Source organism: Paenibacillus sp. 1-18, from assembly GCF_000520755.1.
Taxonomy (GTDB): domain Bacteria; phylum Bacillota; class Bacilli; order Paenibacillales; family Paenibacillaceae; genus Paenibacillus; species Paenibacillus brasilensis.
This window is the reverse complement of the sequence record NZ_ASSB01000399.1, coordinates 39,462-57,173: the sequence shown is the minus strand read 5'-3', so window position 1 is coordinate 57,173 and position 17,712 is coordinate 39,462. Positions and strand designations below refer to the sequence as shown.

Annotated in this window: 4 protein-coding genes; 1 reads left to right on the top strand and 3 read right to left on the bottom strand. The window is 40.6% G+C overall.

Annotation, left to right across the window (positions count from 1 at the left end):
* Positions 1-222: 222 nt before the first annotated feature.
* The gene (loaP, locus tag L693_RS0126940) at positions 223-765 is read left to right on the top strand and encodes an antiterminator LoaP (protein ID WP_025721552.1); all 543 of its coding nucleotides are present in this window, start codon (positions 223-225) and stop codon (positions 763-765) included.
* 86 nt (positions 766-851) lie between these two features.
* Here loaP and uvrA read toward each other — a convergent pair whose 3' ends face one another.
* The 3 genes from uvrA to L693_RS0126925 all read right to left on the bottom strand — a co-directional run bounded on the left by uvrA (position 852) and on the right by L693_RS0126925 (position 17,661).
* Positions 852-4,712 (bottom strand): excinuclease ABC subunit UvrA, encoded by a 3,861-nt coding sequence (gene uvrA / locus L693_RS0126935; RefSeq protein WP_231503778.1) that lies wholly within the window; start codon positions 4,710-4,712, stop codon positions 852-854.
* A gap of 62 nt (positions 4,713-4,774) precedes the next feature.
* Positions 4,775-6,196 (bottom strand): MATE family efflux transporter, encoded by a 1,422-nt coding sequence (locus L693_RS0126930; RefSeq protein WP_025721548.1) that lies wholly within the window; start codon positions 6,194-6,196, stop codon positions 4,775-4,777.
* 611 nt (positions 6,197-6,807) lie between these two features.
* A complete protein-coding gene (locus tag L693_RS0126925; RefSeq protein WP_025721546.1) occupies positions 6,808-17,661 on the bottom strand; it encodes a non-ribosomal peptide synthetase in 10,854 nt (3,617 codons plus the stop codon).
* Between the last annotated feature and the right edge of the window lie 51 nt (positions 17,662-17,712).

Below are 17,712 nucleotides of genomic sequence, written 5' to 3'. Positions count from 1 at the left end.
ATTGAGTTACTTATTTTGGTTATTCAACAGGCGTGTTTTCAGATTTAACTAATTTATTTTCTAGCCACTTAATAGTCCCTTCCTTTTCGTCAATTGTGGGCTTAAGATCACTGATTTTATTTAAATTCAAACTTTTGTTTTAATGTTGCTTAATTGTCTCTTTATCCCTTTTTGGCTTATAAACCTATAATTGGATATATACTGCCTAGGGAGGTCTATGTAATGCCATGGTACGCTCTATTTATCGAAAACGGTAAGGAAGAAATTGTTCAACGCTTTATTCGTATGTATTTTACTGAATCCAGCCTTATATCAATTGTCCCACGACGAAAGATACCAGAAAAAAAAGAGGGTATTATGGTTAATTCGTTGAGGTTGTTATTTCCGGGATATATTCTAATAAAAACAGACATGACAGAAGAAATATACTATACTTTAAATAAAATTCCATATTTCTACAAAATTGTTAGTCAAGGATGTCATTATTCAAAAAAAGAGGGCTTTCATCTTTCTACAATTTCTGATGCAGAAATAGACCTCATACAACAGTTGATAAACGAAAACGAAGTTATTGACTATTCCCAAATCTATGTAGAAGGTTCCAAAGTCACTGTTCAGTCGGGACCACTAACTGGCTTAGAGGCAATTATAAAGAAAATTGATAAACATAAAAAAAGGGCAAAAATCAGGCTTAATTTTATGAAAAGTGAACGGACTGTTGACGTTGGAATCGAAATTATATCTAACAATCCCAGATTTACATAATAACGTGTTGTACTAAAAAGAAAGGACGGTTCCCCATAGTTTTTCAAAATTCAGGAGTACCGTCCTTAGAATGTTTATCTTGGAAATTACATATTGAACATCTTCTTTAAAGCCTGCCCGGTAAAGCTTTCTTCTACATGAATCAATTTGGCCGGCGGACATTGGGCAATAAGCACTCCTCCAGCTTTTCCTCCTTCTGGGCCTAAATCTACAATCCAATCGGCTGTCTTTATCACATCAAGATCGTGTTCAATTACAATTACAGTGTGGCCTTCAGTGGTGAGTCTGTGAAGAATATTCAGCAGATGCTGAATGTCGTTGAAGTGAAGCCCAGTCGTAGGCTCATCCAAGATATAAATCATATGCCCTTTTTTTACCTTGCTTAATTCCTTGGCCAGCTTTACCCTCTGTGCTTCTCCACCGCTTAATGTAGTAGCACTTTGGCCGAGCTTAATATAGTCAAGTCCAACATTTTGGAACGTTTGTAAAATGCGTATGACATCTTTGTTAGATTTAAAAAACTCCAATGCCTCTTTAACGTCCATTTCCAATACATCAGCTATGCTTTTACCATTGTGCTTAATGTCAAGAACTTCTGGCTTAAAACGGCGGCCTTTGCAATCGTTACATGTAATCCATACATCAGCTAGAAAGTGCATTTCAATTTTTACCTGTCCATGTCCTTGACATGCCTCACATCGTCCTCCTGGCGAGTTAAAACTGAAATACTCATATGAGATCTGCGCGTCTTGGGCTTGTTCCGTATTAGCAAAAATTTTTCGAATTTTATTAAATAAATCAGTGTATGTTGCAGGATTGGAACGCGGTGTCCTACCAATTGGGGATTGGGATACATTAATTACTTTATCGACCTTATCAAGCCCTATAATGCTTCGATAAGCTCCTGGACATGTGTCGCTCCCATTAAGCTTTTGCTCAAGTAACGGCTCCAGCGTTCCAGCAATCAGGCTGCTTTTCCCACTACCACTAACACCTGTTACACAAGTCATACGACCCAAAGGAAATTGGACAGTAACATCCTTCAAATTATTGTGAGAGGCTCCCTCAAGAACAAGCCAATCTTGCGTATTATGATTAGTTTGGGCCTTGATTGGAGCCTCAACTTTCTTCATTCCACTCAAAAACTGACCGGTAACGGAAGCGGGGTCTATCATGACCTCCTCAGGTGTACCCAATGCTACTACCTTGCCACCCAGAATTCCCGCTTTGGGACCAATATCAATTAAATAATCAGCTTTTCGCATTATTTCTTCCTCATGCTCAACAACAAGTACGGTATTCCCTTGATCCCGCAAATTCAATAACGTGTGAAGGAGCTTATTGATGTCACGCGGATGGAGACCGATCGAAGGCTCATCCAGTACATAAAGCACTCCTGTCATTCCACTACTCAAATGACTGGCAAGTTTTACACGTTGGCCTTCTCCTCCTGATAAGGTTGGAGCTGTTCGATTCAGACTAAGGTAATGGAGACCGACATTCATCAAAAAGGAAAGACGGTTGTATATTTCGACAAGCAACTCCTCGCCAATCTCCAGCATTGCTTCATCCAAGTGCTCATATACAACCTTTGTCCATCCCAACAATTCTCCAATTGAGGAGGAGCTTATCTCTGAAATAGTTTTACCTCCAAGCTGAACCGAACGTGCTTCCTTACACAATTTGGTCCCATCACAACTTGAGCATTTTTGGGAAGCCATAAATGCCCCGTATTTCTTTTTACCAAACTCTGATTCCGTTTCATAATAAAGCCGGGTAAGTTCAGGAACAAGACCCTTTATGGGTTTTTCTGTTTCTTTCATACCTAACGTGGACTGGACTTTAATCTTATCTTGTCCTGAGCCATAAAAAATGATTTGATGAAACCATTCGGGCAGTTCTTTCCAAGGTGTTTCAATATTTAGACCGTAGTGGGCATATATCACATCAAGCGGTCCTGTGGGCCATGTTGTTTTTTTCCCTTCTCGTAAGTTGCCAAACCACTTTAAAGCGCCGTCCAAGATACTTACATCAGGGTTATCTACAAGTAATTCGACGCTAATGTTCTGTTGGATTCCAAGACCGTTACAATCTGGACACATACCTAATGGTGAATTAAAACTGAAGTGCTGAGAACTCAATTCCGGAAAACTGGAATGGCAGTATGGGCAGATCATTTTTGTTGTAAAAAGAGCCTTGCATTCTTTTGCCTCTGCTGAAATTGTATGTTTACCTGCCTTCAAAATCTGCTGGATAGATAGCGTTAACTCTCCTATAAACGATTCCTTCTCTAGACCAACCAATGTATCAGGAGTAGTAAAACAATCCCCCACAACATCGACATTCCAATTGCTTACTGTCTGAGTTAAAACCACGTCGTCTAACATCATCTGCTTTCCGTTTACCCGAAGTTGCTTAACTCCTTTTCGCTTCATTTCTTCAAGTTTATACTCTAGTTCACCGGAAAAGTTAATTAACACGGGCGCAAACAATTGAAATGTTTCTCCAGCAGAAAAATAGTCACATAATGCAACAGCAATATCATCAGGGCTTTGGGGATATATTTCCGAGTTGCATTTTAAACATTTACGTATCCCGACCCGGGAATATAGTAAACGAAGATAACTGGATATTTCTGTTATTGTCCCTACTGTAGATCGGGGATTGTTACTCAAAGTCTTTTGCTCAATTGCAATAGCGGGACTAAGTCCATCAATAGCATCAACCTTGGGTCTTTCGACTTTATCCATATATTTACGAACATAAGGAGAGAAGCCCAATACAAATCTTCGTTGTGCTTCGGCATATATGGTATCAAAAACTAATGAGGATTTACCACTACCACTTACCCCTGTAAAAACGACCATCCGATTTTTAGGTACATTCAGGTTCACATCTTTCAGATTATGATGCTTTGCACCCCTAATCACAATTTGGTCTGTAGTAACTTCTGGAGTAGTCCATTGCGAAGTATTAAAATGACGACGCTTTTGGTGTACAGGCTCCATGACTCTACAGTAAACATCATTTTCGGTTTTATGGGGTACCTCAACTTCACCCTGCAGGTCCAGTTTTGTCCGGACAGGGGATGACAGAAAGACATCCGTTTCAAAAAGAGAACGCAAGTCTTGGAACGTATTGCTCCCTCCCGATGTAACCTCGGCTATTTTTTGTAATTGAACAAAATCATCTTTATTCATATCCTTTTTTGACCGAAATCCCCACCAGTTATCCCAAGGAGATACTTCGTATTTATTCAGAGAAGCAAAATTACGAAGTAAATTTCCACGGATGAACCCCAGACCCGTATGAAGCTGATATCCGAACAATCGGTCATCCATATCGTGGTCGCGACACCTGGTCCATACATCTTCAGAACGGAAAAACTTTTCTGGTGGTAAGTCTACAGGACTGAAGTCAATCCCTAAATGTCTTTGTAGCGTAGGGTCCAAGGATGCATCTGCCAGTACCCAACGTTCTTCTTTCTCCATCCAAAATTCACAAACCCAATGAGAGGGATAAAAATCATTACGATAAGCAGAAAAACCGCATAATACACGTGAAGGAATCTTTTGGTATCGAAGTATAGAGCATAACAATACATTAATATCTCGAGAGGTCACCATTAAACGATCTTGGACCTCTCTTGGTATATTCAAAGAATGAGAACAAAGTTCTTGAATCCTTTTTAGCATGTTGGAAACTGTTCGTAGCTCACGTTCTTTTTTTCGATTATACGTCAACTTCACTTCGTATTGCTCTGCATACTCATGGTTCAACGTAAGTCCTTGAACTATTTTACATAGTTCATCCACTTGCTTGGGTAGATTTGTATAAAGCCATCTCTCCTTACCGGGGTCCGTTATTATTCCCTGTTCCTGATAATACTCTCTCATCTTCGTCATTGCTCGTGTATTTTCCATAAATCCTCCAAAGGTTTCGCTCATTTATATCATCATCTGTATAAATAGCATCCATCTCTATTTCATTATGTTATCCCAAATTCCACTTATTTCAGGGTCATAGATTCCATCAACACTTTAACTTGCTTAATATTTTTCAAATAGAAATAACACCACGCAAAAGAGATCACCATCATTATCAAGTTAATCCCTGCCATCCCAAAGAATATTCCTGTAGTCCCTTGCTTAAGCCAGTAGAACAATATATATGATAATGGAATTGTTAATAATCCCATACGTAAAATGTCCAAGATGAGTCCCGGCATAGCCCTCCCAGTAGCTTGAAACGAACTGGTTGCCACAATAGCTATTACAATCCCTATACACGAAACAGAAATGATATGAACCTGTTTCACAGCACCTGCAGCTACCTCTGGGATGCTGGTAAATAGAGGGAATAAGTGAGGGGCAAAAACGTTGTAAATGACCAAAAACACGCTGCATAATCCCACCGCTAATAATACGTTAGTTTTGAAAATACGTAATACACGATCCATGTTTCCGTTTCCATAATTTTGACCGATCATTGTTAAAGCTGCACTTCCGAAGCCATAACCAGCTAGAAGAAGGAATTCATCAAATCTACCTACGAGAATCCATGAGTTCATGGCATGTTCACTAATAGAACCAATTAAATTATTAAGAAAAGCACTCATGACGGATAGGGAGATCATACTTAAGGTCTGAGGAAACCCAACATAAATCACCTTTGAAATTAAGGTGAAATCCACTTTATTAGTCTTCCAGGAAACAGGGACAACCGACTTTTTTTTCAAGAATAACCCTACCACAAATAAAAACATGACAGTTATCGCTATCGTTGTTGCTAATGCAGCTCCAGAGACCCCCATACCAAAATAAAATATGAAGATAGGGTCCAAAATAATATTGAGCACTGTAGACAACATCAAAGCCATTCCATAATATTTGGACAATCCTTCACCTTGTAAGATGCCCAGGAGCGATTGACTGATGAGCATCATGCCAAGCCCCGGAAGTATCCAATGCAAATAACTCAAACCATTGTTAACTGCCTCTGTACTCATCTCGGTACCAGCCAAAAGCCGAACAATAGGCCCAGAAAATACATACAAAACTGATACTGTTAACAGAGCCAAGGCAATGGCAAGCCATACTCCCGAGTCTCCGGTCTTATGTATGACCTGTTGATTCTTTTCCCCGATCCCCCTTGACACAACGGAGTTCATACCTGTAAATAATCCGATGCTCAAGGCGAGGAAACACATGTGTATAGGGAAAACTAACCCTATTCCAGTCAATAATGTTGTAGATTCTTTATTAATCATAGAAACAAACATCGTATTAGTTAGGCTGTAACCTAATTGCAAAAGTTGTCCAATAATAATCGGTAGAGCAAGTTTGATTGAAATCGGAACAATCGGACCTTGTAAAATCTCATTTGATATACTGCTTCCCGTAGGATTGTCCCTTTTTTCACTAATACTCATACATCCCATCCCCATCCTTCATATTTTTGTAGTTAAACTACATTTTACCAGAAGAAAAATTCATGATCAAGGAGGAATACCCAAAAAGAGGTAGTATAGCATTCTCAAAGTCATCCCTTGTGATCTTTTTTTAATAGTTAACTTAATGGTAAGAACTTATCTATTTTCCGAAACGTCAAACCTAGAACCTTGCTTTGCAGAAACGTTCAACAAAAACGACTGATGCCTCTAAATTTAATACCCGGGAATAAAAACTAAACCTTATTGGAGCAAAAAGTATTGGTTCGTTTTTCCATCAAAGAAACCCTATGTTCCAACTAGCCATTTCCCATCTTTCCGTTCGGCAGCGTAGCGCCCCGTGCTCACGACTCCCAAATATCCAGCTCAGGCTCTAAGAAACGTAACAAAGGAAAATCATTTTTATGGAATGAGGTATTATGTCAATATTCAATGAACTTATACCAAAAAAAGAATTCATATACGGTTGACCATTTAGATGAATACAGCATAGACTCATTGCCTTAATAAAGATTAACTTTCATCTCTCATCAATTTTTATCTGATGATTAAAGAAAACTCCCGATATCGGGAGTTTCCTTTAATCATCATGCTTATAAAATTGGCTTTTTCAAAAGTCCATTCTGGATAAAGTGATTTACATACTTACAGATAATATCTTTACTGATCGGGCTAAATTGGATTCCCGTTCCTTGCAACCCTTCTACTGCATTATGCATATCATATGTGAACGTTATACGTAGCTTATAATCTTCTGCCGCTCTCCAAACTACATCCGGTATTTGACTGTCTCCTGATCCAACAGCCTGAGCATCTTCCATCTGTTTTTTCCACGTAGGGAAGGGCATTACCTGAATTGGAAACCCAGCCTCCCCTAGCCAATTAGCCAACTCACTCAATTCAAAAAAGTAAGGAGAGGCCAAATTGAAATTTTTATTCAAGCTTTGAGGAAAGCTGGACAACTCAACGATGGCTTGACTCACTGTATCTACCGGCAACCAGCTGAACTTAAAGCTCCCATCCGGTATAATACCTGATGAAGCAATACTTCTCAAAGTTTTACTAGCAAAGTCATTCTCATTCCAAACCCCTGTTTGACTATGTCCAGAAATCACGTCGGGTCTGTAGATGGAAACAAGCATACCCTCTTCTCTTGCTCTTTGCACCAGCTTTTCAGCTACCCACTTACTTTGAGTGTAGCCGAGAGTAGAATGGAGCTTCTCGTTATAAATAAGATCACTATTGTCATGCACCACAACTTCATGGTCACAAGAAGCAGGCTCTGCGTCTATATTTTCAAATACAGATGTGGTGGAAATATAGTGTATCGGTTTTAACCTGAATTGTGAAGCCAGCTTCAGAACTTCAATCGTACCGTTCACGTTTGCTTTTTTCAGAACCTCATATGGATAAGCAAAGTTGACAAATGCACCGTTATGAAACACAATATCAACTTCTTGTGCAAGCTTATCGAATGAACTACGGCTAAGGCCTAACATAGGCTTTTCCAAATCTCCCAATACAGGGACCACTCTCTCAAGCATTCCTTCTCTCCAAAGCAAGTACTTTTGAAGGGTATTCTCCAGTCTGCGGATAGCGTCTGTTTCATCCTTTGCCCGAATCAGGCAGTACATAACAGCAGTTTTATACTTTTCAAGAAGATTAACCAACAGATGTACCCCCAGATGACCTGTCGCACCTGTTAGAAAAATTCTTTGGGGTGTGGCCCATCCCGGTGCTACGGATTCTGCTTGTAGGAACTCCTGCTCTAGACCGCCACATTCCAGCCACTCCTCCTCAGGCTTGTTGTTATCCCCCGCCGTATCCAGCAAGTTGGCCAGATTCCGAATAGTGGGATTAGCCAAAAAGTCAACTAACGGAATGTCTTTTTTCCATATTGACTTTATCTCATTCAACAACCTGATTACCAAAAAGGAGTGTCCACCTACCTCAAAGAAATTATTTTCAATCCCGACAGTTTGAATCTGAATAATATATTTCCATACCTCAATTAATTTTTGCTCTGTTTCTGTATTGGGGGCGGCCATATTCCGTATAGATGTTTTTAAGCACTTTTCTGGGCTTGGCAGATTCCTCCTATCTATTTTTCCGTTATTTGTAAGATTGAACGTATCCAGCTTAATAAAAACAGTAGGTACCATGTATTCAGGCAGCTTGTTCCGAACAAAATCCTGCAGATCATTCAGGGAAAGAGAATCAGTATCCGTTTCAGTAAAATAACCAACTAAAATACTTTCTCCTGTCTGATCTTGCTTTCCAAGAACAACAATTTCCTTGATTAGAGGGTGCCGGGATATGACTTCCTCAATTTCACCTACCTCGATCCTGAACCCCCGTACTTTTATTTGATAATCTGATCTGCCAAGAAATTCGATTCTTCCATCCGGTAAGTAACGTGCCAAATCACCTGTACGATACAGCCGGGATTTTGGACTATCATGAAACGGGTCTGGAATGAACTTCTCGGTTGTTAAATCAGGGCGATTAAGATATCCTCTTGCCACCCCTTCTCCTCCAATGCAAAGTTCACCTACTACACCGATGGGGGTCGGATTCAATCCTTTATCCAAAATGTAAATTTGGACGTTAGGGAAAGGTCTTCCGATCGGCACGAAGCCTTCATATCCGGTCCCTAGATCCGCGCAATCCAAATAGGTACTGTCGATAGCCGCTTCTGTCACACCATATGCATTTATAAACCGTGTATCCTTATTAAAATACAGCCGAAAATCGGACAAATCCTTCATATTCCAACTATCCGAACTAATTATGACTGTTTTCATATGCAACATGAGTCCGTTAGTTTTCATGTACTGAACCAAATGTCTCATCACCGCTGGTACAAATTCGGCAATGTGTATATTCTCTTCAGTAATATATTGATACAAATGCCCGGGGTCCAGCAAATACTCTCGAGGACAAAGCACAAGTTTGCCACCTGAACAAAGAGATCTCATCACATCTGCGATAAAAACATCAAAGGTGAACGCTGCCATTTGTAAATGTGTTTTATTTACCGTTTCGAGTTGATATTTCTCTCTATATCCATAAAAAATATTCACTGCACTCTCATGTGTAATCTCCACCCCTTTTGGCATGCCCGTTGAACCTGAGGTATAAATGACGTACGCCAGACTGTCAGTTCGAAGTGGAAGGTTCAAATTCTGATCCGACACCCTCTTTATATCACCACGAGCTAGATCAAGATTGATCGTTGTGGTTAGTCCATCAAGATTCGTTTTCATCTCCGAATTTGTAATAAGGATAGAAGCTCTGCAGTCTTTCAAGATAAATTCTATTCTTTCTTTCGGGTAAACTGGATCGACAGGAACGTAGGCATATCCCGCTTTAAATACAGCTAAAACGGCAACGACCATTTCTATAGATTTATCTAGACAAATCCCTACTAATTCTGTGGTTTCCTCTGCAATCGATCGCAAATAAACCGCCAGACGGTTCGCCCGGCAATTCAATTCCCTGTAGCTGATTTGGATTCGCTTTCCCTCACGGTCACAGATGGAAACAGCCGTATGATCTGGCTGGAGATCTGCTTGCTCCTCAAACAATGTATGAATACATTTGGAATCGTATTCCTTTAAGTTACCATTCCAGGAATGGAGCAAGAGTGTTTTCTCGTTTGGTTCAAGAAAATCATAAGAAAGAAGATTGCAATCCGGACAATCTACTACTGCCTCCAATAAATTGATATAGTGATTTTTGAAACGTACAATTGTATTTTCATTCCATAAATCCTTGTTATACATTATTTTACTCTGAATTATTTCTTCCTCCGCCATCATTTCAAGTTCAAGATCAAACTGACCCTCTTGTTGTGAAATGTGAAAAGATTCCAGTGCCAGTGCGCCCTTACTTTTCTGCAAGCTCATTTGACGATCCAGTAGCTGAAAGGTAACCTGAAAAATAGGTGATCGACTAGAGTCGCGCTTGGGGTTGAGTTTCTCCACTAGCAATGAGAATGGGTAGTCCTGGTTGTTCAGAGCCGAATATAATGTTTTGCTGACTCGTTCCAAGGTCGCCCTAAAAGTCGGTTCTCCACTCAAATCTGCCCGAATAACTATTGGGTTAATAAAATATCCTGCGACATCCTGAAAGCGAAGCGGGCCTCTAGCAGTTGCCGTTGTCCCAATGATTACATCCTCCTGTCCCGAATAACGGTGTAGTAACACGTGAAACGCGGTTAAAGCAACTAGATATAATGTTTTCTTTTCTTGTCGTGAGAATCGGCGCAGCTTTGTAGTTAGATTTTTATCCACAGTGAAGGTCAGAGTCGCCCCGTTAGAAGTTTGGACCGAAGAACGAGGCTTGTCAGTCGGTAAATCAAGTATCGGTAATTCACCGTCTAATTCCCCTTTCCAATAATTCCACATATTCTTACCTTTTGTGCTGTTTAACTGTTCGTTTTGCCATGCAACAAATTCAAAATAGCGCATATCCGCATTAGCCTCTGGTATATATTTTGGATCTATTAGCAGTTTTTCGTATGTTTCCCATAAATCTCTCACTATTAGTCCAGTTGAGATATAATCCGTAATGATATGATGTATATTAAAAAGCAGTACTGCATCAGTATCAGAGATACGGAACAACACCACTCGAAAGCCTGGCTTCTCTAAAAGCCTAAACGGCATACGGTATTCTTTTTCGTTTTCTATTACAAGTTTTTCGTGATCCCAACCCGTAGCATCCACCACTTTAATTTGCGGATCGCATTTTGCATAAACAATCTGCGTTTCTACCCCGTCCCTGATGGAAAAAACTGTACGCAGCAAAGGATGTTTATATATTACAAATTCCATTGCCCTTTGTAACAGAGTTATTTCCAGTTCACAGCGTATCCGCACGTGATAGGCTGTATTATACGAAGCGCTTTCCGGATTTGAGAGATGAACAAATAACAATGATTTCTGCCCCATAGAGAGGGGAAAGGAGCCGACTACGGAATCAGATTCCTTATCCAGTAATTTAGTAGGTTTTGCTGCCGGTTCCTCAAGTCTGAATGTAAACTCACGCTCTTTCTTATGTGATACGGAACCACACATAAAACTATGGATATAGATGTTTTCTTCGCCCGCAAGAAAATCTTGTGAGATTTTATCAAAATCCATCCCGCCAATCGGTACAGTTCCGATGCCGCATTCAGCTTGTCTATCCATCAAAACTTGTCCGATCATTCCAGCTTCTATCAGAGCACAACTTACACAGCTTTCCCCTAGGATCAATCGGCTCTTTTCTAACCGGCTAATCAGGAATATAAAAAATTTGGCTTCCATGCTGATTTTAATATTAAACGGAGTATGACACGCCCGCACAGGTACAGATAAACGTTCTCCAACCAAAGTCAACGTATTTTGATTGCGATTGTACATATAAATTCCTTCTTGGAGATTCTCAACCCCGTTCTCCTTTGCATAAACAAAAATCCCCAAACCTGAAATCCCACCAGGAGGGGTATACAGCCCTTTATCCATGGATTGGTCACTTTCTGTTCTTAATGTAGACAACCACTTGCTAAAATGACTAAAAGGTACAGGCTGCTCCTTGAAATGCCGCTGACTGGAACGCAGTATATAATTTACAGGGTCCAATGCTTCCGAAGTAAGCACAATTCTTTTTGTATATTCATCAAACTTACGGATGTGGCGCTGTTCTCTGGTAAGCTGCACAAGCTCTTTACGGGTCAAAATATTAAATTTACGCTCCCGCTGAACTCTAAGAATATCTGTTACTTTTTCATAAACAGGATGTGCTTTAAAATGTGCCGTAATATCCATTCTAGGCTCTTGACCATGTTGATTCTTGCTTTCGCCATTACATATCATTTCATTTTTCTCATAATTATAAAATCCACCGATCATAGAAAACATAAAGAGATGGCCCTCGTCAAGATGGAAGAACGGAGCAATACGATCAAAGTCAAGCCCCACTACAGGGTATAGCCCAATATTGTACTCCTGCTGTCTGCTGATCAGCAATTGAGTCATATAGCCAGAATCCAGCTTGGCCAAGTACCTGCTATAATCTACATATACGGTTTCAAGTGCGTGAAGCTGAGCAATAAAAAAAATACTAAATGCACTACTTTCAAAGACGGGCCGATCAGACTCCATGTGCATTGAGGAAGTTAGTACAACCGGAACGCAGATCGGAAACAACTCGTGTTGCAAAGGATGATAATAATACACTCCACCCTCCAATCCTTCAATACGCCCCTCTTTTACATAGACATATGTCTGTACACAATTTCGCCCTCCTGCAGAGGGGTATAAATACTTGCTGTCGCCATCCACTTTTTCCATTTTTAAAAGCCCTAAAAATTTGGAAAAGTCATTAAATGGAATGGGATCAGACTGGAATTGATGCTTACTCGAAGAGAAATGATACAATTCTCTTCTGAATGCTGGAGATTTCAACTTCACAGTCCGCTTTGTCATCTGAATGTTCTCAGGTGCAGTCATGACCGTTACTGTATCCCCAACCAAGTGTGATTCTTGAGTACTGCAAGGGGCTAATTGTATTCCACATTTACTAGCAATAAACCGAGCAATATCCGCAATTTTCGGTGTACTGAAGAATGTCTCAACTGGTACTGATATTCCATATCTGTCCTCAACGACACGAGTAACATTCATGAGGGTCAGTGAAGTAGCCCCCAGATCAAAAAGATCGTCAGAAAGTTGGATATTATCGTTCGTTTCAAGAGCCGCACGAATGATGGACAGGACTTCGTTATTGATCGAATCTGCTTCCTCTTCCACTGTTGTACCTTCAACACATAAGCTTATATTTGGCTCACTTTTGCATTGATCATCATGGTTGTTTTCTATCACATCGGATCGACTGCAATTAACTTCTGAATGTATAAATTTTGCAAGATCAAGAAGTGTTGATTCAGTAAAAAAGATTTCCACTGGAACAACGACACCGTACTCTTCTTCCAATACTTGTGACATCGTCATAATGGTCAAGGAGGTCGCTCCGAGATCGAATAGATCGTCCTCAATACCGATAGGCTCCTGCGAGTCCAAAGCTTTTCGTAGGATCATCTCTAACTCCAGGAGCAATTCTTCTAAATGCACAGGAGATTTGTATCTCCTTGCATCTACCGTTGCTGAGACAGGCCATGGCAGAGAAGTTCGATCCAGTTTTCCATTTTCCGTTAGCGGCAAAGATGTGATAGGCACAATAACATTAGGTATCATGTAGTCTGGAACTATATTTCGAACCCTTTGTCTGACTTCTTTTGCCGAGGGACACTCTCCGTTGGTTGGAATGATATAGGCCACAATCTTTGGATCGTCTGTATCCTGATCTTGTACAGTGACGGCTACTTGTTTAATTTGTTCATGCCTTAATAAAGCGGCTTCGATATCTCCTAGTTCAATTCGAAAGCCACGAACCTTGACTTGCATATCCATGCGCCCCAAATACTGTACTTCACCATCAGGTAGCAAGAGCGCACAATCTCCTGTTTTATATATTCGGCTCAACGGTACATCGGAGAACGGATCGGGAACAAATCGCTGGGAAGTTAAAACGGGCTGATTCAAATAACCTCTGGCAAGTCCTTCTCCCCCAACATATAGCTCCCCCGCTGTCCCCGTTGGTACTGGGCGCATGTGTTCGTCTAAAATATACAGTTGTACATCAGGAATAGGAGAACCAATTATACTCTTCTCGGAGTAAGCATCCGACATTCTCAGCGGACGATACGTTACATGTACTGTTGTTTCCGTAATTCCATACATGTTAATTAGCTGTGGTTGTTTATCACCGTGTCTGTTAAACCATGTAAGTAAACTTTCAGGACGAAGCATTTCTCCTCCAAAAATGATATACCGCAATGACAGATCCCCTGGTCGTCCCATACGCTCCTCCGCAAGCATAAACTGCTTGAATGCAGTTGGAGTCTGATTGAGTACAGTTACCTGCTCCGACTCGACCAGTTTATAAAAGAGCTCAGATGAGCGGCTGACAGAGTAAGGCACAATGACCAGACGTCCCCCGTATAACAAAGCCCCCCATAACTCCCATACCGAAAAATCAAAAGCGTACGAATGAAAAAACGTCCAAACATCTGTCTCCCTAAATCCAAACCAGGCATCGGTTGAGGAGAATAAACGGGCAATGTTTTGATGAGTGATCAAAACTCCCTTCGGCTTACCAGTAGTTCCCGAGGTATAGATCACATACGCAGCGTTATCTTCCATTACACCAGTATTAGGATTTTCGTTACACTCTACTAAGAGTTGTTTCTCTACCTCATCTAGACAAACAAATTGCGTCCGTTCTGCAGGATTTGAGGTTAACTTCCCCGCAAGTGACTTTTTCGTAAGCATAAGAGATATTTGTGCATCCTCCGTAATCATCCTTAACCTTTCCTCTGGATAATGAGGATCAAGTGGTACATAGGCTCCTCCACTTTTCAAAACAGCCAGAATGCTGATTACCATATCAAAGGAACGCTCCAGGCAAATCCCAACCAACACCTCAGGTCCTACCTTGCGACTAAGCAAGTAATGAGCCAGTTGGTTGGCACGTTTATTCAGTTGCTCGTAAGTCAAATGTTTTCCATCCAATGAAAGCGCTACCGCATAAGGTCTGTACTCAGCCTGCTTTTCAAAAAGAGTATGGATACAGTTTCTGCTGCTCCATCCCTGCCCGCCTTTATCTACATCATTTGTCCAATCCGTAAGTAAATCGTAATACCGTTTAAACATTTCTTCCACACATTCAGACGGGAGCACACTCTCATCGTAGTCCCAATGACTAACCAAAAACTCGTCATGCTCATAGCTCATATTATCCAAATAAACTCCAGGGGTAATGGATTGTCCAAATCCCATCTTTACTTGTGGAGGCAACGGAGATTCAGTAGCTCTTATTGGGTTGGTAAAAACAACTGGTAGAGAAAAAGAGTCTTCCTCGGAAGCAGTCATCATTTTTTTTCGCAACTCACCCAAACCACCGACAACTCCATGATCCAAATCGTTCTGGACAGTCTGCTGATAGATACGGGCCTTTTCAACTAGAGATGTATCGGAAGGTTCGATAATTACCCAACTCAGCGATGTAAAATCCCCTATCACTCGATCTATGTCAGGATGGAGATGCATACGGTTCCAATCAACGTACACAACAGTGAACGGCCGGGGACCATTCAAGTCCTTTAAAACCTGTGTAAACGCTGTAAATAGTATCATTTCAGGTTTGACCAACAGCTCTTCAGCTTTTTTCTTAATTTTCCTCCAATTGTGAATCTGAACTTCCAAGTGTTTATAGCCATACTTCAAATCGTCTCTTTTAAGATATGGCAAGCTGGGACCAGTTGGCAGCGAGATGAATTTCCCTTGCCAGTATAGGGATATTTCCTTACCTTCTTTTGTTCTTTTAAACCGCTTCATTGATTGCAAATATTCGCGGTACGTCAAATCTGGTACTTTCAGTAACGCTGTAGGATTTGTATATATCTCAAAAAGCTCATGATAAATCTTGGCCATACTGGCTCCATCTGCAATTAAAGCATCTACTGTTAAATGTATTCGAGCTGTTTTACCTGCTCTCAACGAAACTGAAAGGTCGAACAAGGGCCATTCATCGACACGGAAACACATACTAAGCTTTTCACGTCGCATAGACTCCACTCCATGCTCTCCTAACCCGTCTGAAAGAATAATTATTTTATACTCAGGTACTGAGGGCAGCACCTCTTGGGTTCCATTCTCACTTATGACAGTCCTCAACATATCATGTGTCTGAATGATCCGATTCCACGCGTTTTGCAAACGGGTAATATCCAGATCTTCAAGGTCAAACTCTTGATATATTCGGCAACTGACCTTTTTATGAATACGTTCAAAGAGTTGTGCTTGCTGCATGTCGGATAAGCGGAATCGAGAGTATTTATTTTCGGGAGAGAAAACAAGCGGTACAACCTTTTCAAGTTTTCTCTTTAAGGATACTTCATGCCAGTTATCCGGATTCGCCAATAGCTTAATGACCTGTATATATTCAGAAAACATAGAGCATATCGTGTTTTCTGTAAAATATTCTTCTACCACATCCCACTGAACAATTAACTGCTGGTCTCGCTCATATACCTGATGATCCAAATAAACCTGCGGAGTTTGCGAAATGGAGTATGACGCTTGGCTCAACCAGCTTCCCTCTGCCGCCTTTCCCCCATTATTCAGCATACTGGTAAATACCACTGGAACTGAAAGGTGTGGAGATTGTTTATTACGAACACGTAGCTCTCTCAAAGCTCTTATTCCGCTGACGGTACTATGATCCAAGTCATTCCAAAGCTGGCGTTGGTAGTTGGTCAGCTTATCTTTCAACGATAACTGCCGACTACTTTCATTCGAGCAAATATGAGTTGATACAAACGGTCCTACAATCTGGTCCACTTGCCGATGAACAGGTGGACGGTTAAAAAATGTAAGAATAATCGAAAAATTCTCATCTCTGCTCCAGTAAGATAGCAGTTCGTTGAAACATAAAATCAACAAAGCCGTCTGGGAAACTTCCATTTGAAGACATATTTCTTTTAAACGTCCCCAGGTGTCCCTATCTATAGACTGCTTATATCTTTTACGTTCAAAATAAGATTGACCCGAAGGATGCTCTGGATCAGAAGCATATGGAAGCGAAGGGCCGTTAGGTACGTTAGTGTACTTTTTCATCCAATATTCCAAGTCGTCTGAAAAGCGCCGTGACTCTTCATACTTTCGACTCATAGCTATATATTCTCTAAATGTAAATTCAAGTCTTGGAAGTTGGAACACAAGATTGTGGTATAGCATGTACCATTGCTTAAATAGTAGGGCAATACTATATCCATCCACGATCCATTCGTCGATACTAAAGTGAATTATATATTTCTCATATTGTAAACGGGATACGCAAATTTCGAATAATGGCCATTGGCCTACCTCATATAACCGATGTGACATCCGACTTCTAATCATCTTTAAATGAGAGTTTAATGCTTCAGAAGCTTCGTCCGACATATCATATACTCGAATCGTGTATTCCGGCACATCCTCCAGCACACGCTGAGACTGGTTAGGTAAAATCACTACTCGAAGCATCTCGTGGTACATCATCAGTTGGTTCCAAGATGCTACCAATCGGGCAATATCCAAATTGTATTCTTCCAGTTCGAAATAAATATGACAACCTACACGGTCAGATACGCCCCCAAAAAATTTGCCTATTGAAAACGATTCCTGCATATCCGATAGTGGAAATGGACGATAATTCGATAGAGATACCTCTGCTTCTGCAGATATTGCCGCAGCCTGTTCCTTCTGCAACTGCTGATTTTGGATCTGTTTATGCAGTTTGCGCAATACCTCTCTCTTTTCCCTTTCAGATAATAGTGAAAATCCCTCATTGTCTATCATCTTATCTCTCCTTCTGAATAAAAGAATTATGGCATAACACCATATGAAGAA